At 59.9% G+C, this 23,777-nt stretch carries 18 protein-coding genes and 1 pseudogene; 7 read left to right on the forward strand and 12 right to left on the reverse strand.

Annotation, left to right across the window (positions count from 1 at the left end; genetic code table 11):
* Window positions 1–4: 4 nt before the first annotated feature.
* From ACYZTU_RS18485 to ACYZTU_RS18510, 6 genes and pseudogenes are all read right to left on the reverse strand, one after another.
* Window positions 5–1,710 (reverse strand): annotated as a pseudogene (locus ACYZTU_RS18485) (ShlB/FhaC/HecB family hemolysin secretion/activation protein).
* 778 nt (window positions 1,711–2,488) lie between these two features.
* The gene (locus tag ACYZTU_RS18490) at window positions 2,489–2,656 is read right to left on the reverse strand and encodes a hypothetical protein (RefSeq protein WP_170206238.1); all 168 of its coding nucleotides are present in this window, start codon (window positions 2,654–2,656) and stop codon (window positions 2,489–2,491) included.
* An 11-nt stretch (window positions 2,657–2,667) separates the two neighbouring features.
* A complete protein-coding gene (locus ACYZTU_RS18495) occupies window positions 2,668–2,910 on the reverse strand; it encodes a hypothetical protein (protein ID WP_282381232.1) in 243 nt (80 codons plus the stop codon).
* Window positions 2,911–2,972: 62 nt separating this feature from the next.
* Window positions 2,973–4,037, reverse strand: coding sequence for a lipocalin-like domain-containing protein (locus ACYZTU_RS18500; protein WP_461964640.1), 1,065 nt, complete (start codon window positions 4,035–4,037; stop codon window positions 2,973–2,975).
* On the reverse strand, window positions 4,027–6,498 hold the full coding sequence (locus ACYZTU_RS18505) for an ABC transporter permease (protein WP_461971100.1): 2,472 nt from the start codon (window positions 6,496–6,498) through the stop codon (window positions 4,027–4,029). The genes ACYZTU_RS18500 and ACYZTU_RS18505 overlap by 11 nt, the downstream gene beginning before the upstream one ends.
* Before the next feature lies 1 nt (window position 6,499).
* Complete coding sequence (locus ACYZTU_RS18510; protein WP_461964641.1) at window positions 6,500–7,168, reverse strand: ABC transporter ATP-binding protein; 669 nt, start codon at window positions 7,166–7,168, stop codon at window positions 6,500–6,502.
* A 164-nt stretch (window positions 7,169–7,332) separates the two neighbouring features.
* Between ACYZTU_RS18510 and ACYZTU_RS18515 the strand changes: the two genes are divergently transcribed.
* Together ACYZTU_RS18515 and ACYZTU_RS18520 are read left to right on the forward strand one after the other, a co-directional pair.
* The gene (locus tag ACYZTU_RS18515) at window positions 7,333–7,626 is read left to right on the forward strand and encodes a type II toxin-antitoxin system RelE/ParE family toxin (protein WP_461964642.1); all 294 of its coding nucleotides are present in this window, start codon (window positions 7,333–7,335) and stop codon (window positions 7,624–7,626) included.
* 2 nt (window positions 7,627–7,628) lie between these two features.
* Window positions 7,629–7,937, forward strand: a complete 309-nt coding sequence (locus ACYZTU_RS18520) for an addiction module antidote protein (RefSeq protein WP_449645917.1) — start codon at window positions 7,629–7,631, stop codon at window positions 7,935–7,937.
* Here the strand turns inward: ACYZTU_RS18520 and ACYZTU_RS18525 are convergent.
* On the reverse strand, window positions 7,918–8,763 hold the full coding sequence (locus tag ACYZTU_RS18525) for a class I SAM-dependent methyltransferase (protein ID WP_461964643.1): 846 nt from the start codon (window positions 8,761–8,763) through the stop codon (window positions 7,918–7,920). The genes ACYZTU_RS18520 and ACYZTU_RS18525 overlap by 20 nt on opposite strands.
* Window positions 8,764–8,941: 178 nt before the next feature.
* Here ACYZTU_RS18525 and ACYZTU_RS18530 point away from each other — a divergent pair, with 178 nt between their 5' ends.
* Window positions 8,942–9,328, forward strand: coding sequence for a hypothetical protein (locus ACYZTU_RS18530; RefSeq protein ID WP_461964644.1), 387 nt, complete (start codon window positions 8,942–8,944; stop codon window positions 9,326–9,328).
* A gap of 2 nt (window positions 9,329–9,330) precedes the next feature.
* Here the strand turns inward: ACYZTU_RS18530 and ACYZTU_RS18535 are convergent, their stop codons facing one another.
* From ACYZTU_RS18535 to ACYZTU_RS18555, 5 genes are all read right to left on the reverse strand, one after another.
* The gene (locus ACYZTU_RS18535; protein WP_449645920.1) at window positions 9,331–10,761 is read right to left on the reverse strand and encodes a sigma-54-dependent transcriptional regulator; all 1,431 of its coding nucleotides are present in this window, start codon (window positions 10,759–10,761) and stop codon (window positions 9,331–9,333) included.
* Window positions 10,730–12,223, reverse strand: coding sequence for a sensor histidine kinase (locus ACYZTU_RS18540; RefSeq protein ID WP_461964645.1), 1,494 nt, complete (start codon window positions 12,221–12,223; stop codon window positions 10,730–10,732). Before ACYZTU_RS18540 ends, ACYZTU_RS18535 begins: the two co-directional genes overlap by 32 nt.
* A gap of 103 nt (window positions 12,224–12,326) precedes the next feature.
* The gene (locus ACYZTU_RS18545) at window positions 12,327–13,337 is read right to left on the reverse strand and encodes an SCO family protein (protein WP_461964646.1); all 1,011 of its coding nucleotides are present in this window, start codon (window positions 13,335–13,337) and stop codon (window positions 12,327–12,329) included.
* 17 nt (window positions 13,338–13,354) lie between these two features.
* Window positions 13,355–16,159 (reverse strand): multicopper oxidase domain-containing protein, encoded by a 2,805-nt coding sequence (locus ACYZTU_RS18550; RefSeq protein ID WP_461964647.1) that lies wholly within the window; start codon window positions 16,157–16,159, stop codon window positions 13,355–13,357.
* A gap of 183 nt (window positions 16,160–16,342) precedes the next feature.
* Window positions 16,343–17,791, reverse strand: a complete 1,449-nt coding sequence (locus tag ACYZTU_RS18555) for a sensor histidine kinase (protein WP_461964648.1) — start codon at window positions 17,789–17,791, stop codon at window positions 16,343–16,345.
* A 278-nt stretch (window positions 17,792–18,069) separates the two neighbouring features.
* Here ACYZTU_RS18555 and ACYZTU_RS18560 point away from each other — a divergent pair, with 278 nt between their 5' ends.
* From ACYZTU_RS18560 to ACYZTU_RS18575, 4 genes are read left to right on the forward strand one after another with little or no spacing between them, the layout of a single operon-like run.
* Window positions 18,070–19,416 carry a hypothetical protein gene (locus ACYZTU_RS18560; protein ID WP_461964649.1) on the forward strand — a complete coding sequence of 449 codons (1,347 nt, stop codon included), beginning with the start codon at window positions 18,070–18,072 and terminating at the stop codon, window positions 19,414–19,416.
* A gap of 35 nt (window positions 19,417–19,451) precedes the next feature.
* Window positions 19,452–21,698, forward strand: coding sequence for an Ig-like domain-containing protein (locus ACYZTU_RS18565; protein ID WP_461964650.1), 2,247 nt, complete (start codon window positions 19,452–19,454; stop codon window positions 21,696–21,698).
* 59 nt (window positions 21,699–21,757) lie between these two features.
* On the forward strand, window positions 21,758–22,219 hold the full coding sequence (locus tag ACYZTU_RS18570; protein ID WP_461964651.1) for a curlin: 462 nt from the start codon (window positions 21,758–21,760) through the stop codon (window positions 22,217–22,219).
* Window positions 22,220–22,246: 27 nt separating this feature from the next.
* On the forward strand, window positions 22,247–23,695 hold the full coding sequence (locus ACYZTU_RS18575) for a curlin (RefSeq protein ID WP_461964652.1): 1,449 nt from the start codon (window positions 22,247–22,249) through the stop codon (window positions 23,693–23,695).
* The last annotated feature ends 82 nt before the right edge of the window (window positions 23,696–23,777 follow it).

Raw genomic sequence — 23,777 nt, forward strand, 5'->3', positions numbered from 1 at the left:
GTAATTAGAGGAAGAAATCCACGCGGAAATAGATCGGCGCTTCGCGCTCGGTCAGGGTGTCCGGGCGTTCCAGGGAATGGGCGAACGTCACGCTTGCGGCCACATGCTGACCGCGAGCAAACAGCTCAACCGAGTTGCTGGACATGCGTCCGTGTTGATCGCCGTTGTAGCGATCGCCACGAATCACGCCCTGGTCGTAGCCGAGGCTGGTGCCGTATTCGGCGAACACCGGGCGTAGCCATTCCAGCGTCACCGGGCGGCTCCAGCGCAGGTCGTTGCGCCAGTAGCCGCCGCTGTCACCGGACAAGGACTGGTCCTTGTAACCGCGAATCGACGACTGCCCGCCGAGGCTGGTGCGCTGCGGGCTAAACAGCACGTCTTCGCTGCGCTGGCCGGTCATCAGGCTGGTGAAACTGAAGGACTCACCCCACACCTTGAACGGCTGCAGGTAACTCGCGGTGGCGGTGTATTTGCGGTAGCGCGCGTCCGGTTCGCCAGGACCTGGATGGCCATTGCCCTGGGCGTCGAACGCGCCGATGCCTTGCTGCATACCGAGGTCGAGGTTGACGAACGCACTGCCGACCCGTCGACCGTGGTTGATGCCGTACTGCATTTCGCTGAGGCGGTTGCTGCTCAGCTTGAGCTTGCTGTCTTCGATGAAGTTGTTGGTGCGCAGGTAAGAGAGACCGGTACTGAGGGAGGTCTTGCTCACGGCATCGCGATGGATCACCCGCTCGGCGCGCAGCTGATGGTTTTGGCTGTCGCCGGTCTGCTTGAAGTTGAAGCCGTTAGCTTGAGCTTGCGAGCGGTACTCGCTCTGGCTGTAGGTGTAACTGAAGTTCCACCAGCCCCACGGCAGGTTGTAATAGAGCATCGCGTTGTTAGACGTGTGCTGGTGATCGGTCATCGCATCGTGGCCACCACGCAGCATCAACTGATCGGCAAAGCCCAACGGACTGTCCCAATCAAACGTCGTCCCCCACTGCTGCTCGCCGGTGCTGCGCTGGCCATCGTTGCTGCGGGACAACCCGGCACGCCACGGCTTTTGCGGGGTGTTCTTGACCGACACCTCGCTGCCACCGACGTTCTTGCCCGGCGTCAACTCCATCTGCGCCTGATTCGACGGCAAGCGGTTCAGTTGATCGACCAGTTGCTCGATCTCACGCAGGTTGACCAGGTCACCGGTCTTGCCGGGAAAAGCCATGGCCAACTCGCGGTCCGACAGCTTGCTGCCCTCCGCGACTTTCAAGCCTTCTGCTTGCCTTCGACCACCAGCACCTTCAAATGCCCGCCGGACAAATCCTGCTGCGGCAAGTAGGCACGGCTGGTGACCAAGCCTTTTTCGATGTAGTGGTCGGTGATGACTTTCAGCAGTTCATTGAGCTGGGTAACGCCCAGGCATTGGCCGATGTAAGGCTTGAGCAGGCGATTTTTCTCGCTGTCCGAGAGACTGTCGGCGCCTTTGAGTTCGATGTCCTTGATCGGGAAACAACGGGTGTCGGCGGGGGCTGCCGGTTGCGCGGGTTTGGCGGCCTTGCCGGGCAATTCCTTGAGCTCTTCGAGACGCCGACGTTGCTCTTCGAGCAGGCGATCCTGGCGTTCGCGGATGAGGTCGGTTTCACCGGGGGTGGGAGCGGCGTGAGCCAGATTTAGCGGAGAAAGGCACAGCAACGCCAGGCACAACCTCGCCACGAGGGCGGGTGGGTACATGTTCGATCCCTCGAATGGAGAGTGGTAGCACAATAGTGGCGCGATATTAGATAGCCACTATTCTGGCGTCAATTAATGATTCGACTCCCTCGACGCATCCCACGCATCCCACGCATCCGCGCCGTCAGCGCCCCAATCCGCGAAATCAATTCAGGCTCAGATTTAAAGGATAAAAAAAAGGGCGATCTTAAGATCGCCCGTTTTTTTTATATTCCAACCGGCATTTCAAGTAGCGCCTCAACCGCGTACTTAACCAACACTCGATTCTTATAAGCCGCTCACTCGTTGACGCCAGTTTCAGGTTGATGACTTTGATGTGCTGCAGGGCGCGATTGTATCGCACGTCGAGAAGGTGTTCGCCCAGTGGAATGGCCTGGCAATCCATGCACTGGTAAAGAGCCCTGACACTGGGCGAACGGGAAGTATATTAATTGAAGTTTTCGAATATGTCCGCGTATATGAACATGAAATTTATCGAAACAACATTGATTAAATGTCGCCCCAAATACTATTTTAACAAGCGACTTAGATTAACCAAGTCGACCATTAAAACTGATTATTCTTGTACAAAAACTTGTACAAAAATATATAGAGCTAACACTCAACTGTCGTAATGACGGGTCATTTTCAATATAACGGTGTAGGTCACCACAACGCTCTGCCCTGCTTTCAGATCCTTCAGTTTCTTCTGAATTTCAGGTTTCGATGTTGATGGCGGTCGGAAAGAGCGCTGCCCCCCAGGCCAGCGCCCTCTGTGCAGATAAGAAAAAGGCGCTGATCAGGGCGTTTTTGCCGTTTCCTGTGCGGTGGATTCGCCGCTGTCTGTGCCCTTGCCGCTTTCCTTGCGTCGGGTCGGATCGGTCGGGCGCAGGGCATCGTTGTCGCGCTCGACTTCACCCGGTGGCCGCGGTTCGTCAGGGTGCTCAGTGGGGGTTGTCGGTTTCATGTGGGTTCTCCTCAAGCTTCGGGATCGTCAACCTCATGGGCGACGTTCACGGCAGGCGAGTCTTTATGGGATTGATCGGCCTTGGCTTTCAGGGCTTGCCACTGTTCCAGGTCGATGGCGCCCTGCCCCAGCAAGTCATCGGCCACCCGCAGCAGTTCGGTGTAATGGGCGTCGGGGGACTGCTGCCAGTAGGCCTTGTCGTCGAAAAGGCGTTGCCACGAGGCAAGGTCAGGTGGTTTGAGGTCGTCGCTCATGGCGGGCTCCTGTGTACCGGTGTCTTAACTTAGGAGGCTGTCGCCCAACCGAGAGTTCCGACTCAATACCCGGTCATTTCCAGATAACCCTGCCCTCCGTGGCTGCCGCTCAATTGCACCGGCCCTTCCCAATAGGGAATGCGCAACGCCATCCACGCATTCGGGTTGAGGGCGCTGATCGTTATGTCGAGGTGTTTGTCGGGGATTTTGATCAACCAGCGAACAGGCATCGAACGTCCGGCGACTGTGGCGCTGTCTTGCGGTGTGAGGCTTATGTCGGCGGCGTTTAGCAACTGCGTCTGGCCCTGAACGTCGACCCAGGTGCCGGTGAGATAAGGCGCGCCGTCCTTCTGCCGCATGCGGTAGAGCATCAGCTGCTCGCCGCTGTCCAGATGCAGGGAAAACCAGTCCCAGCCAGTCTGGTTGGCGGTCAGGGGTTGGCTGCTCCACTCACGGTCGAGCCAGGCCGGGCCACTGACTTGATACGTTTTTCCGTCGATTTCCAGCGTGCCGCGGGCCTGAAAAAACGGCTGGCTGTAGTAGTACGACGCCTGCCCTTGTTCGGATTTCTGACTGAAGCCTTTGTCTCCCTGAAGCACCAAAGGACGCGTAGAGGTCAGCCGCAGTTGATAGCCAAAATTCTTGTCCCGGGCGCTGAGTTGAAGATCCGCCAAAGGATCGGGACCCTGACTGCTGAAACGCCAATCATCGATCCACGCGTTGAACGGCGCGAGACTGACGCCAGCCTGACCCACGCCACCACGGGCATAGCGCTCAGCGGCGTGATGCACCGTCGCCGACGTCACGGCCGCGTGGCCAAGCCAGATAATTTGATTACCCCAGCCAGCGACCTCGGGCGTCGCTTTCAGCGCGCTGCGAAACAACGTCCACTGCGCGCCGAACTCGCGCCCCTGATCGTCCTTGAGGTTGGCGGTGACGTACCACCATTCAATTCTAAAACCGTCATGAGGACCGTGATCCGCCGGAAAGCTGAACACCCGACCGGGCACCACCGGCGTAAACGCGGTGGCCTGATTGCCCAGACCCGCGAAGCCTTTCTCAACAGGCGCCGAGTTATCGCACCCGCCTAACAAAGCCAATAGCAACACGCCGACCTTAATCTTCATGAGCAAAGGACCTCAACAGATCCGCCGGTTGCGAGCGATACAGCGAGTACAGCGGCCACGCCGACGCCAGTAACGTCGCCAGCAGCGCCAACCCCATCAACTGCAACAGCTGCATCGGAAACACCCGCAGCGGCAAGCGCCAGCCGAAGGCCTGGACGTTGATTACCGTGTCCAGGCACCACGCCAGCGCGATCCCCAACGGCAACGCCAGCACCAGGGTCAGCACCGCCAGCAACCAAGTCTGCCCGAGATTGAGCAGCATCAATTGCCGGCGAGTCACACCCAGCGCCCACAGGGGGGCGAGTTGTCCGAGGCGGCTCTGACTTTGGGTCAACAGGCTGATGAACAGCGCCACGCCCGCCACGCAGAGGGTCAGGCTGTTGAGCGCGGCGGTCGCGGAAAAGGTGCGTTCGAACACTTGCGTGGACCAACCCTTTAGCCGGGCCTGATCAACGATGCGACTGTCGTCCAGCGTGAAGCGTGTTTGCAGCGCGGTCAGGAACGCGGGGATCAACGTCGGGTCGATGCGCAGGTTGAAACGGCTCGGTGTCAGCTGCGGCCAGCCGCGCAGCAGATGGTTGACGTTGACCAGGATGTGGCCCTTGGGATTGCCGTAATCGGCGTAGATGCCGACGATCCGTGGCGACCAGACGCCGCTCGGTGTGGGAATCGTCAGGTGATCGCCCAGACGCACCTTCAGCCGACGGGCCAGTTGTTCGCTGAGCATCAGTGCATCGTCCTTGGCCAGTCGGTCCCAAGGGTTGTCGCCTAAGGCTTCCAGCAGCGGCCAATGCTGGCGATACGTCGGGTGATCGATCACGCCGAAGACTTCCGCAGGCCAGCCTTGCAACTGGATCGACACTTGCCAGTTGGGCAGCACCGCTGTGAGTCCGGGTTGCTGCTTGAGCCAGGTTTGCAGCTCTCTGGCCTGGGCCGGATTTTGCGGATTAACGTACAGTTCGGCGGTCAGGCGTTGTTCGAGCCAATCGCTGAAGGTCTGGCGAAATCCGGCCGTCATGCTGCCCGCACCAATGTTCGCCGCCAGTGCCAACAACAGCGCCATCAGCGCCAGGCTCAGGGCCGGCAGTTGCTGACGGCAGTCGGCGAGGAACCATTGGCCGAGCACCGAGCGACTGCGATGCAGCACCAGGTTCAACACAATGTTGAGTACCACCGGCAACGCCAGTGCGGCGCCGATCAACAGGGCCGCCATCAGCACGAATCCACTGCTCAGGCTGTCGCCAAAGATCAACGCCAGCAGCGCGACTACCGCGGCAATCACGGCGACCCAACCCTGGCGCCGCAACCAGCGCGCGTGAGCCTGATGCCAGGCTTGCGGATCGGCCAGGGCCAGCAAAGGCAGACGCGCGGCCCGCAACAAACTGTTGGCACCGGCCAACAACGCACCGAACAGGCTCAGGCCGACGCCGCTGAGCCACCACCACGGACTGAGGTTCAACTGCCCCGCCACTTCGGCGCCGTACAACCCGCGCAGACTGGCGGCGACGTCCGGCAACAGCACGCTGGCCAGCAGGTAGCCGCTGGCGACCCCGGCCAGTCCGCCGATCAACGCCAAGCCACCCAGTTCAACTGCCAGACAGGTAATGAGCATTCGCGCACTGACGCCACAGGCACGCAGGGTTCTGAGCAAGCCACGGCGTTGTTCCAGCGCCAGGCCGATCGCGGCGTGGACGATGAACAGGCCGACCACGAATGACAGAAAACCCAGAGCGTCGAGGTTTAAGTGAAAACTCTCGGTCAGGCGCGACAAATTGTTCTCTTCGTCGCTGGTCTTGAACTGCAGTTGTCCCTTGAATTGATCAGGCAGGGGCGTGGTGAAATCCTTCGGCAGCAGCAGGCGTGACAGTTGATCCGGCAGGCCGAGGATCTGCTGGGCGAAGCCGATGTCCACCAGCAATACACCGGGCGCCATATCGGACTGGGCATGCAGCGGCGGCAAGCTCTGTCCACTGGAACTCACCGTGCGTTCGCCCTCGTGCAGACCCAGTGCCTGCAACGTCTGCGGCGAAATCCAGGTACTACCCGGCGGGCTGAAAAACTCGACAATCTGCTCAATCGCCAACGCCTGCCCGGCCACTGCGGAACCCGCGGGCAGCGACACCGGCTCGATCCCCATCAGCTGCAAGCGCTGGTCGTCATGCCCCTTGAGCGTCACTCGACCTTGCAGGACCGGCGACACCGGCCAACCCGCACGGCGCAGGTCGACAAACACGTGTTGGGAGAAGGTTGCGCCACTGGGCGCACTGAGGCTGGCCTGGGGTTCGCCGCCGATTAACTGACTGGCCCGGGCATAACTTTCACGCGCCTGGCTGTTCAGCGCCTGCACGCCGGTCAGCAAACTGGTGGCGAGCCAGAGCCCGGTCAGCACACTGAAAAACTGCACCGGATGCTGCCGCCAATGACTGAGCAGCGCCCGCAGCGTCTCGCGAAAGACCCGCACCTCAGCGCTCGTCCGCGCCAGCCAGACGGCCACCGTGGAGCACCACTTTTTCTGCAAGCCGCGCGGCAACCCGTGGGCTGTGAGTGACCATTAATAAAGTGGTGGGACTGTCGTCGAGCAACTCCAGTAATAGCGTCAAGACCTCATCGCTGGTGGCTTCATCGAGGCTGCCAGTGGGTTCGTCGGCCAGCAGCAGTTTTGGCCGGGACGCCAAGGCCCGGCCCAAAGCGACCCGTTGCTGCTGGCCGCCGGACAGCTGTTCCGGATATCGCCGCAGCAAATCCCCCAAGCCCAGACGTTGCACCAGAAGCGCCTGCCAGCGCGGATCATGGCGCCCCGCCAATCGCGCCTGGAATGCCAGATTGTCCTCCACGCGCAAACTGCCGATCAGGTTGAACTGCTGAAACACCAGGCCGATTTCGGTCCGCCGCCAGTTCGCCAGTTGCCCTTCGTTCATCTGTTCCAGCCGATGTTCGCCGCTGCGGATACTGCCGCGATCGACCTTGTCCAGCCCGGCAATCAGGTGCAGCAAAGTGCTTTTGCCACTGCCCGACTCACCCATCAACGCCAGGCTGCTGCCGGGTTTCAAGGTGAGGTCGACACCTTGCAGAACCGGTAATGGGCCCTGGGGAGTGGCGTAGCTTTTGAAGACGCCTTGGACCGTAAGCATGGGGAAAACCGTTCGATGAGCGTGGAGCAAGGATAGCGGACGACAGCAGTACCGCGAATAGGCCGGTTCAGAGACCCCATAGCCCACACACTTTAGGGAAAAAACATACATGACCAAGGAAATGTCTGACTGTTCATTTGTATCCATATGGATACATATGAGCAATGAATTATCTTGTTCAACAAACTATGATCTTCGCGACATGGCATGCCTCAGTTCGTGACTTGCGGGCGAAGTTAGCGATCGCTCGTCGCATTGACCGTGCCTCTGCGGGTAATCTGGGCGACATCAAACCGGTGGGTGATGGCGTTTCCGAAATGCGCGTGGACGTCGGTGCAGGCTATCGGGTCTACTTCACTATGCGAGATAGCGTCGTCATTGTGCTGTTGGCTGGTGGCAACAAATCTTCGCAAACCGCCGACATCAGGCGGGCGAAAAAATTGGCAAAGGAGGTTTAAACATGAGCCAGACTTTGACTACTTTCGATATGGCGGCTCTGCTGGACAGTGACGAAGCCATCAGCGAGTACCTTTCGCAAGTGCTCGCAGACGGCGACAACGAAGAATTTCTTCGCGCTATCGGCTACGTGGTGAAAGCGCGTGGAATGACACAAGTAGCCAAGGATTCGGGTATGGGCCGCGAAAGCCTGTACAAGGCCTTCGCACCAGGTGCAAAACCACGTTTCGATACGGTTCTAAAGGTCGTACATGCCCTTGGCATTGATCTCTGCGCGCAGCCGGGTCATTTAATCAATCACTCGACTCACTGAGAGTCTCTTCTGACTCGACTGCTCGCTTCACCGCCACCCACGTAAAACACAACGGCAGCTGCGCGGTTTGCTGCTCATACCGATCATAGAGTTCCTCGCGGTTGGAATGCGGGTATTCCTTGAAGTGGCTGATCTGCAATCCGGCGTCGATCGCCCCCGTGAAGATGGCGCCCAGGGTGTGGACAAACCAGTAGGACGAAGGCGCCGGCTGGTCGACTTTACCTTCGTAGACGATCGGCTGATCCTGCACGAAGGGTTCACTGCGAAAGTACGAGCTGTCCGGCCGATACGGATCGGCTGACTCGGGGTCGAACATTTCCAGGAAAGGGTGGGTTTCGTACACCACCAGGCTGCCACCGGGCTTGAGGGTTTGTGCGACATGGCGCAAGAATTCGGCGATGTCCGGCATCCAGTTCAACACGCCAATGGTGATCAGCGCCACGTCGAAACGGCTGTGTAGCTCAAGCGGCAGATGATGAATATCCGCCTCGATGAACTCAGGCGCATGGGGTGAGCGTGACGCCAGCTCGCGCGCCTGATCGAGGAAGGCCTCGGACTGGTCGACGCCCACGACGCTGTGGGCCCCCAACGCAAACAGCGAGATACTTTCGCGCCCGTTGTTGCAGCCCAATTGGACGACGTCCTTGCCGTCGACACCCACGTGTTCCAGCAAACCTCGGAGGGTGTCGTCCAGGCAGCAAAAATCCCCATAACCAACAGCTGTCAAACGGGCCTGCCATTCGGGGGTGTCTTTGTGGTGTCGGGCGGAGTCATTCCAGGCATCGCGGTTGCTGGCGATGGCTTTTTCTTTTGTCGGCATTTCCATTGCGCGCTCCAGACTGGGGTCTTGATTGACCGGCACGAGTCTAGATCAGGGTTTCGAAAAACCCCATCGAGTCTTTGTTCAAATCTTGTAATCCGGGCATCGCGAACACGCGCTCGTACGGCAGCTATAGTTAATGACCTTGGGGAAATGCGGGAAAACCGATTTCGCAGGTGTCGCCATGAAAAAAACCGATTTGACGCTACGGTTCGCCCTCTGCCTGACCGCCACAACCGGTGCTCACGCGGACGACAGCCTGCCTTTCACTAGCGATTACAGCAGTGAGTTCAGCTATTACGGGGCCGACCAACCCTTCGCTCACCCCGTGCCTCCGTCCCTGAGCACGGTGCCCCCCGGGTCCTACATCCCGACCGCCCCTCAGGATTTCATCCCCATTTCGAGCCAGCATGAGTTCTACGACTCAAGATTGCCGACGGTAGCGGATGCCGCTGTGCGCGTGTTCATCCGCTCTTACGATCAGGAACGCGGTGTCTACGTGAACGAAGAAGTCCTCGACCCCACGTGCCTGTTCGCGTGCCTCAGCCGTCAGGGGCCATTGATGCAATAGGCCTACCACTGGCGTCTGTCCGGGCGCGCGAGGCCAAGTTTTTCGATCCGGTAACGCAGCATGTCGCGGCTCAGGCCCAGCAGTCGTGCGGACTTGGTGACGTTCCAGTCGGTCTTGTCGAGCATCTTGCGCACCATGTCGCGCTCCACTTCCGGCAGGTTCATGGACTCGGTGCCGTTGTAGCCCGGACGCGGCTCGCTGTGTTGCGGCTCTTGTTGAAACATCAGCGGCTCATCCACCAGGCTCAGGCACACATTCAACTGATGCGCGGCGATGGTATCGCTCTGGGCCAGCAGCACGGTTTGCTCAAGCATATTGCGCAACTCGCGCACATTGCCCGGCCAGCTGTAACTGAGCATCAACGCTTCGGCCTGGTCGCTGAAATGCAAGTTCGGTTTGCCATAACGTTTGCCGTGGATCGCCAGGAAGTGCCGGGCCAGCAACAGGATGTCTTCGCCACGGGCATACAGGCGCGGCACCTTGATCGAGATGATCCGCAAACGGAAGAACAGGTCGCGGCGGAACTTGCCCTGCTGGACCATTTGTTCGAGGTTGCAGTTGGTGGCGCTGATCACCCGCAAATCGACCTTGCGCTCCTTCACCGAGCCAACCCGGCGGATGGTCCGGTCCTCCAGCAGCTTCAGCAATTTGGCTTGCAGCAACAGGTCCATCTCACCGACTTCATCGAGAAACAGCGTTCCGCCATCGGCCGCTTCCACCAGCCCGACGCGGCGGTCCTTGGCGTCGGTGAAGGCGCCCTTCTCATGGCCGAACAGTTCCGACTCCACCAGATTGGAAGGAATAGAGGCGCAGTTGAATTCAATAAACGGGCCTTTGGCGCGCGGGCCATCGAAGTGCAACGCACGGGCCACCAGTTCCTTGCCAGTGCCGGTCTCGCCTTCCACCAACACCGGCGGCAAATCGGTATTGGCCATGCGCCGTTCGGCGTCGAGTAACTGGCCAATGGTGCTTTTCAGGTACTGCATCGGTGCCGATTCGCCAATCAATGCCTGCACCCCTGACTTCTGCGCTTCGCGCTCCTGATAGAACGACAGCGTGCGTTCCATTCGGTCGGTGGCCAGGGCCTTGTCCAGCAGCAGCTTGAGCTCCGGCAAGGCCACCGGTTTGGTGACGTAATGGAAAGCGCCCTCTTTCATCGCCACCACGGCGTCTTCGACATTGCCGTAGCCGGTCATCATGATCACTTTCAGATCCGGCGCGCTGATGCGCAGCTTCTGGATCAGGTCGTGACCGCTCATGCCTGGCAGCGAGTTATCGGTCAGCACCACGTCAGGGACGAAAGTGCCCAATTGCTTCAGTGCATCCTCAGCCGAGTGGCAGACCGTCACCTCGAAGTCCTTGCGCTCCAGGTAGGTCTGAATATTCTCGGCGAGGAGTTCGTCATCCTCGACCAGCAGAATGCTGTGCTCCATATTCCCCTCCCGTTGCCACTTTAAAAATGAGACAGACGCGGGTTCCTTCCTGCTCGCGGCTGGTCAATTCGACCGAGCCTTCGAAACGCTCCATTATTCTTTTGACCAAGGCCAAGCCCACGCCCAACCCTCCTTGTTTGGTGGTAAAAAACGGCTTGAAGGCCATTTGTTGTTGCTGTGGGTTCATGCCCTTGCCGGTATCGCTCAGGGTCATGCGCACCATCCCGGGCTGCGGCGTTTCGATATCGATACTCAGCACGCCGCCCTTGGGCATGGCTTCCAGGGCATTGGAAAACAGGCTATTAAGGATTTGCGTGAGCAGCACCTGTTGGCTGACGACTGGCGGACAACTGCGAGGCGTGAAACGCACGTCGACGTCGAAGCGTTTAATCAGCGCGTCGAACGCACTCAGCGTGTCGTCGATGACCAGCACCAGGTCTACCGTTTCGTAGTCGTCGTTCATGGGTCGCAATGACACCAGCAACTCGCGAACCCAGCGCGACATGCGATCGACCTGACTGATGATGTCGCCGATGTTCTTCTGCGCGTTCTGGCTGGCGATTTCCTGAGCCAGTTCGGCACTGGAACGAATGTTGGCCAACGGATTACGCAAGCTGTGAGCCACTGCCGAGGACATTTCCCCCAGCGCGACAAAAGTCTCATTGTTGATCAGTTGTTTTTGCTGGCTCTGCAGCAGCCTTGCCGCACGCCGCACAATCCAGAACAGCCCGAGGTAGATGGCCAGACCCCCGAGGAAGGTTGCCAGCCAGATCGACCTGAAACCGCGCTGGATACGTTCCACCAGGTCTACGGGTTCCTTGTAGATCTCCACCATGGCGATCACTTTGCTCTTGTCGGCATTGAACATCGGGATGTAGTTCTCGATGAACAGGTATTCAGGCTCACGCAGCAGCCTCTGCTCGGGACGCTCCTCATTGATTTCGTGGTAGCTGGTGGACACCGGTTCCTTCATTTCGAAAGATTCGTCCAGTTCTTCGTCATCTACGATGCGCACGCCAATCAGCTCCGGATTGGTCGACCAGACGACGGTACGATCCAGGGCGTACACCGTGGCCAACAGAATGTCCGGCAGATGCTTCACATGATCGAGAAACTCAATGCGCGAAGCCGCGCGGGAGGCTGGGTTCACGTCGGGATAGGCGTTGTCCTGGCGCGGGTCGAGCATTTCACCCATGGTTCTGTTCGGGGCAATTGCGGCATGGCGAATTTCGGCATCACCAATGGCCTGGATGAACTGCGCGGTCAGCATCGAATCGCGCTCGATGCTCTCCTCGACCACAAAGCGCGTGGAAATGTAGCCCAACCCCAGCGCCACGGCGGCGATGATGAAAAAGCTGCCCAGGGAAAACCAGCGCAGCAAATTGAACTGTCCTCGCCAGCCCTTGGCTACTGCTGCCGACGTAACCGGCGCAGGTATTTTTTGTTGTCCTGGTATCTGCATAGGACCTTCCCGGATGCCTTGCATCAAGCCTTTTCAGCCGTGGTTCGGATCAGTGTAGGTGGCATTGATCGAGACTGGCGGCGCCAATGATAGTATTTCGCCGCTATTGCGTTTGCGCTGCCTGTAGCGGTTGCTGACGATCGGTTTCTTCTTGCAAAAATCCCATAATTGACTGCGCAGCGTTCTCATCGAGACGCAGGTTGGGCATGGGGATTTTGTCGAAACGTTCAAACAGTTCCATCGCGATCGGGTCCTTTTCCGCCAGCATGCGGTCCGGCTCGCGAATCCAGCGACTCAGCCATGCCGGATCACGCTGGCGAGTGACGCCGATCAGGTCCGGGCCGATGCTGCGCATGCCGATGCCCTGCCCGTCCATCGGACCCAGGCTGTGGCACGACGCGCAGCGGGTGCGAAACAACTCTTCGCCATTGCTCGGCGGACGGATCTCGGGCGCATCGGCATAACTTTCTTCAATGCTGGGCTGTTTCCAGTTCTGCAGAGTGTTGGCCAATTGATCGGCCAGAATCCAAGGATTTTCGAAAGGTGAAGCTTTCATCCACCGGCCCGTGGTCTGGTTGCCGACGATCAGGCTCAGGTTGTGGTCCTTGCTGCGGCCGTTGTCGACGCCTTCGATGAACAGCCCGAGCTTTTTGCGCAGGTCGGTGACGGCCTCGAATTCCCCGGTGAGGAACTGCCAGCCTGGCCCGACCTTGTAGCGCTGCGCGTAGGCTTTGAGCACTTGCGGTGTATCGCTCAACGGGTCGATGCTGATCGAGTAGAAAAAGATGTCTTGGCCGACCCGGTCCCCCAGCAACTGTTGCACCTGGCGCAGGCGCGCGGTTTCCAGCGGACAGGAGTCGCTGCACGTGGTGAAGATGAAGTTGATCACCACCACTTTGCCCTTGATCAGGTCATCGAAAAAACGCACCTGCCGACCGTCCTGATCGGTCAGCAAGGTGTTGGGGAAGTAATCGCCACCCCAGGGTGTCGCCGATTCCGTCGACGACGGTGAACCTTCATGAGCGAGTAGCAGCCAAGCGGCCAGCACACAGGTGACCAGTAGCAAAATCAGGTGCATGCCCAGGGCGCGGGAGCGCGACGTATGCATTTTCATGTCGTCTCCCTCGCGGTTCATGGTTTGACCACCACTTGGGGGCCGACGCCGTCACCAGTGCGGAAGGTTGGCAGCGCGGCGGAGTTCACGTAGCGCACACCATCCCAACTTGGCAGCGGTGTCGGCATCAGCTGGAATTGCCCGGGTTTCTCAACGTCCCAGCGCAGCAACATGGAGTTGTCCTCATGTTGCGTGTTGTGGCAGTGCTCCATGTAGGTGCCGGCGAATTCGCGAAATTGGATCGCAATCTCGACATTGTCCGTACCATCCTTTTCCGAACCGACGCGATACACGTCCTTACGTGCCCATTTTTCCCATTCCGGTGGTGGCTTGCCGCCACGGCTGAGGATGATCCCTTCCTCGAAGTGCACGTGCACCGGGTGGCCCCAGCCCGTGTCATTGCCCTTGATGAGCCACACTTCCAGCGTGCCGAAACCCGTGACGCCGGCGTCGGTCGGACCGCTGGCCAGTTTGGTCGAAACGTTCAGGCGGCGCGGGTCCATGCGATACCCGAAACCGCCGTCGGTCTTGACCGTCCAGGGCGCTTCATCGGTGCCATCGGAACGGCCGAAGGTAAAGGTGCGGTGGCGGGCTTTGGCGAGCAGCGCCTTGTCGGCAGCATTGTCGCGGTGAATCTTCAGCGGGATCATAAACAGACCTTCAGCCTTGCCCGGTTTGGCCGGCTCATAAGCGGCCGGGTCCATGGCCAGGTCCTGACCGGTGTAAGCCTTGACGTTGAGTTGCAACACCTTGCCTACCGCCGGATCACCGTCCTCCCACTTTGGCCCCTTGCTGGTTTGCTTGATGATCGCCCGGTATTTCTCGGACAGCACGTCAGCCAGGGCGACGGGTTCTTCCGGACCCTTGCCGTCTTCGTGCACCAGCAGGTTGACGAAGAACAGCTTGTCGCCCGGTTTGATCCCGTTTTTCGAGAAGTTAACGATGATGTCGTGACGCTCGGCGATGCCCAGGGTTGGCAAAATCGCGTTGTGGTTCTGTTTGTCACCGTCGACATCCAGGTCCATGCTGCCGTCGAACGGTACGCTGTGTTCCATGATATTGCCGTCGTTGGCAATCATGTGGAACGGCACCCGGGCATACGACACGCCCGACCCGGCAGGCCCTTGGAACTCACCGGTGGTGCCCTTGATCTCGCGCACCAGCGCCATTTTGAAGTAGCGCGACACGGAACCATTGAGCATGCGCAAGCGATAGCTGCGGGCGCGCACATCCAGGACCGGTTTCCATTTCCAGTTGACCAGCACCTGGTCACCGAGGAAGCCGTCAGTGTTGAAGGGGTTGAACCACAGTTGACCGTTCTTATCCCACGCCTTGTCCGAAAACATCAGGTTGACGTCGTAGTCGCGGTTACCCCAGGGCAAGGAGCTGCCGCTGGGGAGGCGCAGGTTGACGCCGTCATTCACCGATTCATTGCCGCGGTCCAGGGCGCTGTAGTAGTTCATCGCCGCCGCGTTGCCCTTGTAGACATTCTGCGCGGTGAAATCGAGCATGTGGTCGTGGAACCAGTGGGTGCTCATGGTTTCGCGCCAGTCGCCGCGGATCTTGATCGTGCCGTTGTTGCAGGTCTTGCGGCTGGGGTTGAGGTCGTTGGTCCACAGGGTTTCGCCCGGTGAGCACGGGAACGCTGCACGCGGGTCTGCAGCCGTGGTGTTGATGCTGTCGTAGCCCGCCAACTGGATCGGCCAGCGATAGTCGTAAAATTGCCCCGGAAAGAAAAACGCGTTGGCATAACCGTCGCTTTCCGCCGGCACGTGGCCGTTGTGTTCGTGGGTGGTGATGGTGTGCAAGCCAAACCCCATGTTCGCCGACGGGTCGATCGGCAAGCCGTTGTAATGGCGCATCAACAGTGGTTGCCCATAACGCACCATGAGCAATTTGGGCGGCAGGGTACCGTCGAAGGTCCACAGGGAATTGTGTTTCTGCACCGGCATTTTCGGGTGCAAACGCGGTTCAACGCCCTTGGCGGTGCCAGCGGTCGCCGGCACGCCTGCCACATTGTAATAGAGGCCATTGGGGCCAAACTCGCCCATTGCATAGCGGTGCATCTGACGACTGTCACGCAAACCGGTATTCACCCGTGCGCCGGTTTGCACGGTCTTGTAGGCCACCTGCGGGTAAAACTCGTTCCAGCGCTGGTGTGACCAGCCTTTTCCTGGCGGACGGCCTTCCGCCGACGAGCCGATACGGCGGTTGAGGAAAAATTCAATCTGCTTCTGCCAAGGGTTGCGGTCGACCACGTTGGAATACTGGCTCGGGAACGGGGTCAAGCCCGGTTGACGCAAGAACGCGTCGAGCGCCGCACTTGGCGGGGCACTGCGAGCGACGCTGGTGGGGTCTTGTTGCGGTAGCGGACCGATGGCGGCGGGTGGAAACGGCAACAGTGCCGCCGGTGTCGTGGGGTCGAGTTTTTCCAAACCGAATTCTTCGAACAGCATCAGCGGCTGAGTGAACGGCAGCGCACCGTACAGTGGGCTGGGTTTCCCGTTACTAGGGTAATTGAAACTGGTCTGTAGCGCTGGCGGCAGGATGTTTTCCTGGAGCGGGGTTTTTCGGGTGCCTTTGACGCCACCCGGCAAATCGAAGGAATCCAGGTTAGCCGGGGGCATGGTCAAAATAGCGTTCAAGGCGCCTGCTTTGTCAGCCGGTTCGTCGTGGTACGCCGAGGGGTCGGACGGTTCGGGCTGTCGCTCATCGTCGATCGGGCTGGCCTGTAGAGTCGCTGTGCCTAGCGTCATAGACAGAAGGACGCTCACACGCGTCAGGTCGAACCATTTGAACGGATACCGCTCTTTTCTGTCCATTACCAGCCGCCTCAAAGTCGTGAAGGGGTAATGGGGCTCGTGCAAGGACCTCGCCAGATTTGTAACGGTTTTGTACAAAAGCATTAAGACTAATAAAACAATGGCTTATCAACATCAATTTGCCATGACCGGGGAAACGACTGGGGAATGGCACCCGCTAACGGGGAAAGTTCCCCCCCATTTTCAGGGGACCAAATTGAACGACAGTCGGACACAGGTGCCTTCGCCTTCACGGCTTTCCAAGGTCACCGTACCGCTGAACCGCTCCATGATCCGCTTGACCAAAACCAGCCCGACACCGAGCCCGCCTTGCTTGGTGGTAAAAAACGGCCGAAAGGCCATGCTTCGCTGTTCTTCGTTCATGCCTTTGCCGGTGTCGCTCACCACCACGCTGAGGCCACGGGAGTCGGTCGGCTCCAGCGTGATGGTCAACGTGCCGCCCTTGTCCATGGCTTCCAGTGCATTGGCCAGCAAACTGTTGAGGATCTGCGTCAACTGCACCTGCTGGCTCAGGACCATGGGGGTCAGCTGTGGGTCGAACACCACGTGGACCGAGGCTTTTTCGATTTGGTGCTCGAAAGCCATCAGACTGTCATGCAGCGCCGCCACCAGGTTCACAGGCTCAGCCTCGTCGTTGAGCGGGCGCAAGGATTGCAGCAGCTCCCTCACCCACTTCGACATGCGATCCACCTGGCCGATGATGTCGTTGATGTTCTTGTAGGCCGGGCCGCTGTCGAATTCCAGCGCCAGTTCGGCACTGGAGCGGATAGTCGCCAGCGGATTACGCAAACTGTGGGCCACCGCCGACGACATCTCGCCCAAGGCGACAAAGGTTTCGTTGGTGATCAGTTGCTTTTGTTGCACTGCCAACAGAATGGCCGCCCGGCGCACGATCCAGTACAGCCCCAGATAGATCAGTCCGCCGCCCAGTGCAGTGGCCAGCCAGATCAGGACCAGACCGCGCTCCATGCGGCTGATCAGGTCCTTGGGTTCCTTGTAGATCTCGACCATCGCCGTGACTTTGTCGCCGTCGGCATCGAACAGCGGAATGTAGTTCTCGATAAAGATGTATTCCGGAGGCGTCACGAACTTCTGTTCCTGGCGGCTTTTATCCACATCGTGATAACTGGCCGACACCGGAATTTTGGAAGCAAAGGCTCGATCCAGGTCTTCGTCGGCGTGGATCGTGGTGCCCATTAACGCCGGGTTGGTCGACCAGATCACCATGCGGTCGGGGGCGTAGATGTTGACCAGGATCACGTCCGGCAAGTGCTCGATATGGTCGAGGAATTCGCCCCGGGCATCGGCACGGGCCAGCGGATCGACGTCGGGAAAGTCCTTGTCTTTGCGCGGATCGAGCAGTTCACCCAGGGTCCGCACGTTAGGAATCGACACATGACGCACCTCGGCCGAGGCAATCGCCTGAATGAACTGGGACGTCAACAATGCATCACGCTGCACGCTCTCGGTAATCACGAACCGGGTGGACACCGACCCCAACGCCACCGCCACCGTGCCAATCACCGCCAGGCTGATGAGCGAAAACCAGCGCAGCAAATTGAACGGTGGCTTGCGCGCGCTCAGGCGAACATCACCCTCCTCGTAATGGAGTGTTTGAGTAGGCATGTCCATGGACGTGTTCCCGACGGTTCCCCTATAGGGTTATAGCCCACTCATGGCCGTTTGCCCGACGATGGGTCTTGTCCCCCACTTCCTCCTTATCCCCATCTACCCCCAATGCTGGGCACTGTGGCCCGTTCCCAAAATCCGCGATTTGAAGCCGTTTGTGCGTGACATGCCCATGGCTCGGGCCTCTGCCGGCCGTTTTAGCCGGTTGGTATGGAAGTTGCCGAACGACCTCTCAACTGACCCGTCTCCATGGGCAGGCATTTTGATAGAGGGCTTAACTCATGCACCCTTTACTGACCAAAACCGCGGCCGCTCTGGTCGTTAGCGCACTGGCCCAAGGCGTCGCTCAAGCGGCGCTTTTTGCCGTCGACCCCGGCCCCTATGTACCCGCCAACGGCTCGTTCGCCGCCTGGTATCAGGACACTCACGGTCGAACGCTCGATCTTTGCCTGTCCAAGGCCGTCAGCTCGCGAGTGCCCGGTGCGCCGGGCGCACCGACATACATGTGCAATTTGCTGCCGGCTCCCGGGATCTTCGACGACACGCAACCGCTCGTCTTCCCGACCAACTTCCCCGATGAGGCGTTCTGGTTCACCGGCGACGGCACCATCGTCGACGCAGCCCGAGGTATCGACCTGACCTATGTCAGCGCCGTTGAAGCCGCCTTCAGCGGTGGCGACCCAGTGGAAGGTGACCAGATCAGCTTCGCCCGCATACGCATACGTATCGATGTACCGACCGCGGGCACCTATGTCATTACCCACCCCTATGGCGTCGATGTCTTCAACGTCGACACCCCCGGGCGTCGGGCAATCAACATGACCCGGGACATTGGCATCGGCGTGCCGAAGACCTACGACGGCGCGCTCAAAGGTGACGTTGGACCGTTCCTGCGCAGCGTCAATGGCCCCTACACCGAGACCAATCCGGTCACCGGCTCAGCCGAGCAATTCGTCGGCGATCCGAACGTGGTGGAAGCCTTCACCGGCAGCCCTTTCAATACCAACTACATCCGCATTGAAGGACCCAACGGGCTGGACTTGCGCACTACGGTGATGGCCATCTCCGGCAAGTTGTCGACCGTGGCCCGGCCGACACCCATGATCACCCTGCGCAGCACCTACTCGCGTAAACCCGGCGCCAGCGCTCCCGTGGCCCAGCAGGACGTGTTCGTCCTGGCCCCGCCGCCACCGGCCAAAGTGACCCTGGACAGCAACAACCCCGTGTTGAACTTCTCCGAGGCCGACACCACCGGCAACTGGTACGCGCAGTCTTCGACCAACCCGAGCTTGCCGAGCACTTTGCAAGTGACCGCCGACAACCACCTGGCCATCGCTGGCAGCACGCCGACCACCTTATCCATGCCTCTGACTGACCTGGTGGTGATTTCACGTGCCGAGTACAGCCTCAGCACTGGGCAAATAACGGTCGTGGCCTCGACCAGCGATGAAACTTCGCCACCGGTGCTCACTGCCACCTCTGGCACAGGTGTCGCCATCGGCGCCCTCAGTGGCGATGGCGCTGTGAAATCCCTGGCCACTGGCATCACGCCGATTCCACCGGCCAAGGTTCGAGTGACGTCATCCAATGGCGGCAGCGACACCGAAGAAGTGGTCATCGTGCAATGAACGCTCACATGCCCAGATCCTCATCGGGAGGCATCATGAACAATTGGCCACGCCTGGCGCTTAACGCCCTGGGACTGACTCTATCGCTGTCCAGCAGTGCTTACGCGCAACTCGCTGCCGTCGACCCCGGTCCTTATACCTTCGCCTCGGGGAAATTCCCGATCTGGTATCAGGACAACAATCTGCTGTCGATGGAACTGTGCCAATCCCGAGCCGCCAGTTCGCGGGTACCGGCTGCCACGCCACCGGCCTACATGTGCACCCTGCTGCCGACACCGGGCATTTTCGACGACACCCTGCCGATGGTGTTCCCGGATAACTGGCCAGACGAAGCCTTCTGGTTCCTCGCCGGGACGAACATTCCCAACAATGCCGCTGGCTATGGAATGGACGCCTACGTAGCCGGGATAGAAGCAGCTTTTGCCGGCGGGAATCCGCAAGACGGCGATCAAATCAGCTTTGCGCGGATTCGTATGCGGATCAATGTGCCCGTCGCCGGGACCTACACCATTACTCACCCTTATGGCGTGGAAACGGTCAACGTCACCACCCCCGGTCGGCGCGCAATCAACATCACCAGAGACATCGGCGTCGGAGTGCCGGGAGTTTTCAACGGGGCATTGAACGGTGCTATCGGACCCTTCCTGCGCAGCGTCAACGGCCCCTACATCGAAGTAAACCCGGACACCGGCTCGATCGAAACCTTCGTCGGCGACCCGAACCTCACTGAACAAGTCACCGGCAGCCCCAACAACACCAACTTTGTGCGCATCCAGGGCCCGGCCGGGACGATCGAGAGCAACCTGTTCACGCTGGCCGGCAAAGTTCTCGACAATCGCGCGCAAACCCATGTAGACCTTAGCCGTGCAACCTACCGCCGCACTGCCTCGGGCACCGGCACCAGCACCCGGGTCGAAGTCGTTGGCAAAGCGGACAACAGCTCTAGCTTGTGCTTCCGCGAAACCGTCGCCCTTGTGCCAGGCCCACCGCCTACGCCATGCCTGACCAACATGGTGGGTGACGGCACCGGGTTGTACTTCGGCCAGCGTCTGTTCAGCGGCCCCGTGCCTCCGGTGGTGGTGCTCACCGCCACCAACCCGGCCGGTACCACTCGCCCTACGGCGGTGTCGAGCAAGCTCACTGACCTGGTGAAAATCCAAACCGCTCGCTACAACTGGAGCAATCACAGCCTGCTGATCGAAGCGACCTCCACCGATGAAGTGGCGGTTCCGGACATGGTTGCCCAGGGCTACGGAAGGCTGTCGAAATCCGGCACCTTGCAACGCCTGACCGTCGCCGACCTGACTCTGCCACCGGCCAGCGTCACGGTCAAATCGGCGGCGGGCGGCAGCGATACCGAGCTCGTCGTGGTCGTCGGTACCGCACCGGATACCGGCGAGAACCAGGCGCCGCTGACCGTTGCCGATACCGGCAGCACCAGCTTCGGGGTGCCAATCACCCTCAACCTGCTGGCCAACGACAGCGACCCGGACGGCAACACGCCGCTGAGCATCACCGAGCTGACCCAACCGGCCGCCGGCCAAGGCACGGTGGCATTGAACGGAGCGGCATCGGTGGTCTATACCCCACCCGCCGTGGTCAATGCACCGCTGACCACGACCTTCACCTACAAGGCTCAAGACGTCAAAGGTCTGGCCTCGACCGCTGCGGCGACCGTGACCATTACCGTTGCGCCTAACCGGCCTCCGGTGGCGGTTGCCGACAGCATCGCAACCCTGGGCGTGGCGGTTCCGATCAACGTGTTGGCCAACGACACCGATCCAGAAGGCAACGTGCCTCTGGCCGTCGCCAGTTTCACCCAACCACCGGCAGGTCGCGGCACCGTCAGCAGCAACGGCACGGTGCTCACCTACACCCCACCGGCCACGGTCACGACGGCCTTCACCACGACCTTCACCTACATCGCCCGGGACAGCTTCGGCGCCCTGTCGACGTCACCGGCCACGGTCACGGTGCAAGTCTCGCCAAGGCCTGCTGCGGAAACTTTTGCGGTGACCACGGCAACGGTGTCGGCCCGTTCAAATAACCGCTTCACCTGGGACTTTGCGGGCACCTCATCGGTGACCACCGGCAACACCATCACCGTGCAGGTCACCACCCCGACCGGGCTGGTAACCCTGGGCACCACCACGGTGCCGGTGACCGGGCGCTGGCGGTTGACGGTGAGCAACAGCACCACGGTGATTCCGTCGGCTAATCCGACGGCGACCATCCGCTCGTCCCAGGGCACCGTGCGCACGGTGTCGGTGATCTCCAACTGAGCCCTTGCCCCACCCGCCGATTCGGTGGGTGGGCCGACCTCTTCCTAAAGGACGCAGCCATGAAAACGCCGACCGCCGCCCTGCTCTGCCTGCTTCTGCTCTGCAGCAGTGCGGGCGTGCGCGCCGACGATTTGATGGAGAACGACGACCTGGCCCCCGGTGCCGACCTCGGCGAGTTACCACCGCCGATTGGCCAGCAAGCACTGATCGATCAGAACGGCCAGGCCAACGTTGCGCTGCTGCAACAGAACGGCCAGTCGCTGCTCGGTCGCATCGTCCAGTCGGGCAGTAATCAGGAAGCCTACATCCTGCAACAAGGCAGCGACCTGATGGCAATGATCACCCAGCAAGGCTCTGGCAACGCCGCCTCGATCACTCAGACCGGCAGCCACAACCGCGCGCAGATTTCCCAGAACGGTAACAACAACGACGCCAGCATCGACCAGGCCGGTACGGGGCTTTCAAGCGCCGTGACCCAGTCCGGAAATGGCATGAGCGTTTCGGTCAAACAATACCGCTAAAGCACTGCACCATTTGGAGGTTTCATCATGTTCAAACTGACGCCCCTCACCGCCGCCATCCTGGTCATTGTCAGTATCCAGGCGATGGCCGACGACAGCGTTTCCACCCAAGACCAGCTCGGTACCGCCAACGTCGCTGATGTGAAACAGACCGCGGCCCCGTTCAGTACCGCCACCCAGCAGCAAGTGGGCCAGGGCAACGATGCCGCCGCGGTGCAAGACACCGCCACCGGCACCATCACCCAAGACCAACTCGGTGACTACAACGCCGGTTACGCCGAGCAACTGTTCGAGGACGGCAGCACCATCACCCAACAACAAGTCGGCAGCACTAACACCAGCCATGCCAGCCAGTCGATAGGCATGGGCGGCAACGAAGCGCTGCAACAACAGCAAGGCACCGGCAACTTCTCGTTCATTTATCAGGACAGTCAGGAAGCCACCAAAGGCCAAACCTTCCAGTTTGGTGACAGCAATGAGGCCAATATCGAACAGATCCAACTGGGCACTGCCAACAACGCAGTGATCATCCAGTACGGCACCGCCAACTACGCCACCGCCGAACAGATCGCCCACATGGGTGGCCAGATCAATCTCAACCAGGCGGGCGAAGGCAACTACGCCTATGGCGACCAGCGCGATGGCAACGGCGGCACCGTGACCATCAACCAGTTCGGCGACTTCAACGGCGCCGAAGTCTGGCAAGGCGGGCAAACCGCCAGCGAGGCCACCGTCAACCAGTACGGGCAAACCAACGAGACCGTGGTCGACCAAAGCTTCGGCGAAAACAACAATGCCCAGGTCCTGCAAGTCGGCGACGTCAACGCGATCTACGCCGACCAGTTCGACTCCGTCGGCTCGGTCCTGGCGCTCTATCAACAAGGCACCGGCAACGTGCACTTCACCTATCAGAGCGGCGACAGCCATGTGCTGAACGCCACCTCCGTGGGGACTGAAAACAAGGTCTACGCCAGCGACTGGAAAGGCCCGCAACTGGGCGGCCAATTCGGCAGCAACCAGCGCGCAACCATTACCCAGGCGGGAAACAACAACACCGCCAGCTTCAAACAAGACGGCGTCGGCCACATCATGACCACCAGCCAGACGGGCACCGGCAACAAAACCACGGTCAAACAGGCTGAAAACTACAACGAGCTGTACTTCGACCAGAACGGCAGCGACAACATCCTCATCGCCGACCAGCGCGGCACCACCAACCTGGCCCAGGGCACTAGCACGGGCACTGGCAACACCACCGAGTTCGACCAGTCCGGCACTGGCAACCAGGCGTTCACCACGCAGCTGTATGGCAGCGACAACATGATCACAGTCAAACAGGCTGACACCATGAACGTGGCCTATGTGACACAGGGTGGTACAGGGAACATTGCCAATGTTGATCAGAGTGGCATGACCCAGATGGCGACTGTGCAACAGCTGGGCAGCGACAACAGGGCAACCGTGCTACAGCAATAATCGTGCTGCATAAAAAACCGCGGCCCTGGGTGGGGGGCGCGGTTTTTTTATGGGCTGATGCAACACAACGGGGGGGAGCCCC

Source organism: Pseudomonas sp. HLT2-19-2, from assembly GCF_054898005.1.

Excerpts from the sequence above, each read along its gene's own strand:
- ACYZTU_RS18495 (WP_282381232.1), bottom strand. The coding sequence starts at position 2,910 with ATGAGCGACGACCTCAAACCACCTGACCTTGCCTCGTGGCAACGCCTT.
- ACYZTU_RS18540 (WP_461964645.1), bottom strand. The coding sequence starts at position 12,223 with ATGCAGATACCAGGACAACAAAAAATACCTGCGCCGGTTACGTCGGCA.
- ACYZTU_RS18525 (WP_461964643.1), bottom strand. The coding sequence starts at position 8,763 with ATGGAAATGCCGACAAAAGAAAAAGCCATCGCCAGCAACCGCGATGCC.
- ACYZTU_RS18510 (WP_461964641.1), bottom strand. The coding sequence starts at position 7,168 with ATGCTTACGGTCCAAGGCGTCTTCAAAAGCTACGCCACTCCCCAGGGC.
- ACYZTU_RS18545 (WP_461964646.1), bottom strand. The coding sequence starts at position 13,337 with ATGAAAATGCATACGTCGCGCTCCCGCGCCCTGGGCATGCACCTGATT.
- ACYZTU_RS18500 (WP_461964640.1), bottom strand. The coding sequence starts at position 4,037 with ATGAAGATTAAGGTCGGCGTGTTGCTATTGGCTTTGTTAGGCGGGTGC.
- ACYZTU_RS18490 (WP_170206238.1), bottom strand. The coding sequence starts at position 2,656 with ATGAAACCGACAACCCCCACTGAGCACCCTGACGAACCGCGGCCACCG.
- ACYZTU_RS18535 (WP_449645920.1), bottom strand. The coding sequence starts at position 10,761 with ATGGAGCACAGCATTCTGCTGGTCGAGGATGACGAACTCCTCGCCGAG.
- ACYZTU_RS18520 (WP_449645917.1), top strand. The coding sequence starts at position 7,629 with ATGAGCCAGACTTTGACTACTTTCGATATGGCGGCTCTGCTGGACAGT.
- ACYZTU_RS18555 (WP_461964648.1), bottom strand. The coding sequence starts at position 17,791 with ATGGACATGCCTACTCAAACACTCCATTACGAGGAGGGTGATGTTCGC.
- ACYZTU_RS18565 (WP_461964650.1), top strand. The coding sequence starts at position 19,452 with ATGAACAATTGGCCACGCCTGGCGCTTAACGCCCTGGGACTGACTCTA.
- ACYZTU_RS18560 (WP_461964649.1), top strand. The coding sequence starts at position 18,070 with ATGCACCCTTTACTGACCAAAACCGCGGCCGCTCTGGTCGTTAGCGCA.
- ACYZTU_RS18550 (WP_461964647.1), bottom strand. The coding sequence starts at position 16,159 with ATGGACAGAAAAGAGCGGTATCCGTTCAAATGGTTCGACCTGACGCGT.
- ACYZTU_RS18530 (WP_461964644.1), top strand. The coding sequence starts at position 8,942 with ATGAAAAAAACCGATTTGACGCTACGGTTCGCCCTCTGCCTGACCGCC.
- ACYZTU_RS18515 (WP_461964642.1), top strand. The coding sequence starts at position 7,333 with ATGAATTATCTTGTTCAACAAACTATGATCTTCGCGACATGGCATGCC.
- ACYZTU_RS18575 (WP_461964652.1), top strand. The coding sequence starts at position 22,247 with ATGTTCAAACTGACGCCCCTCACCGCCGCCATCCTGGTCATTGTCAGT.
- ACYZTU_RS18570 (WP_461964651.1), top strand. The coding sequence starts at position 21,758 with ATGAAAACGCCGACCGCCGCCCTGCTCTGCCTGCTTCTGCTCTGCAGC.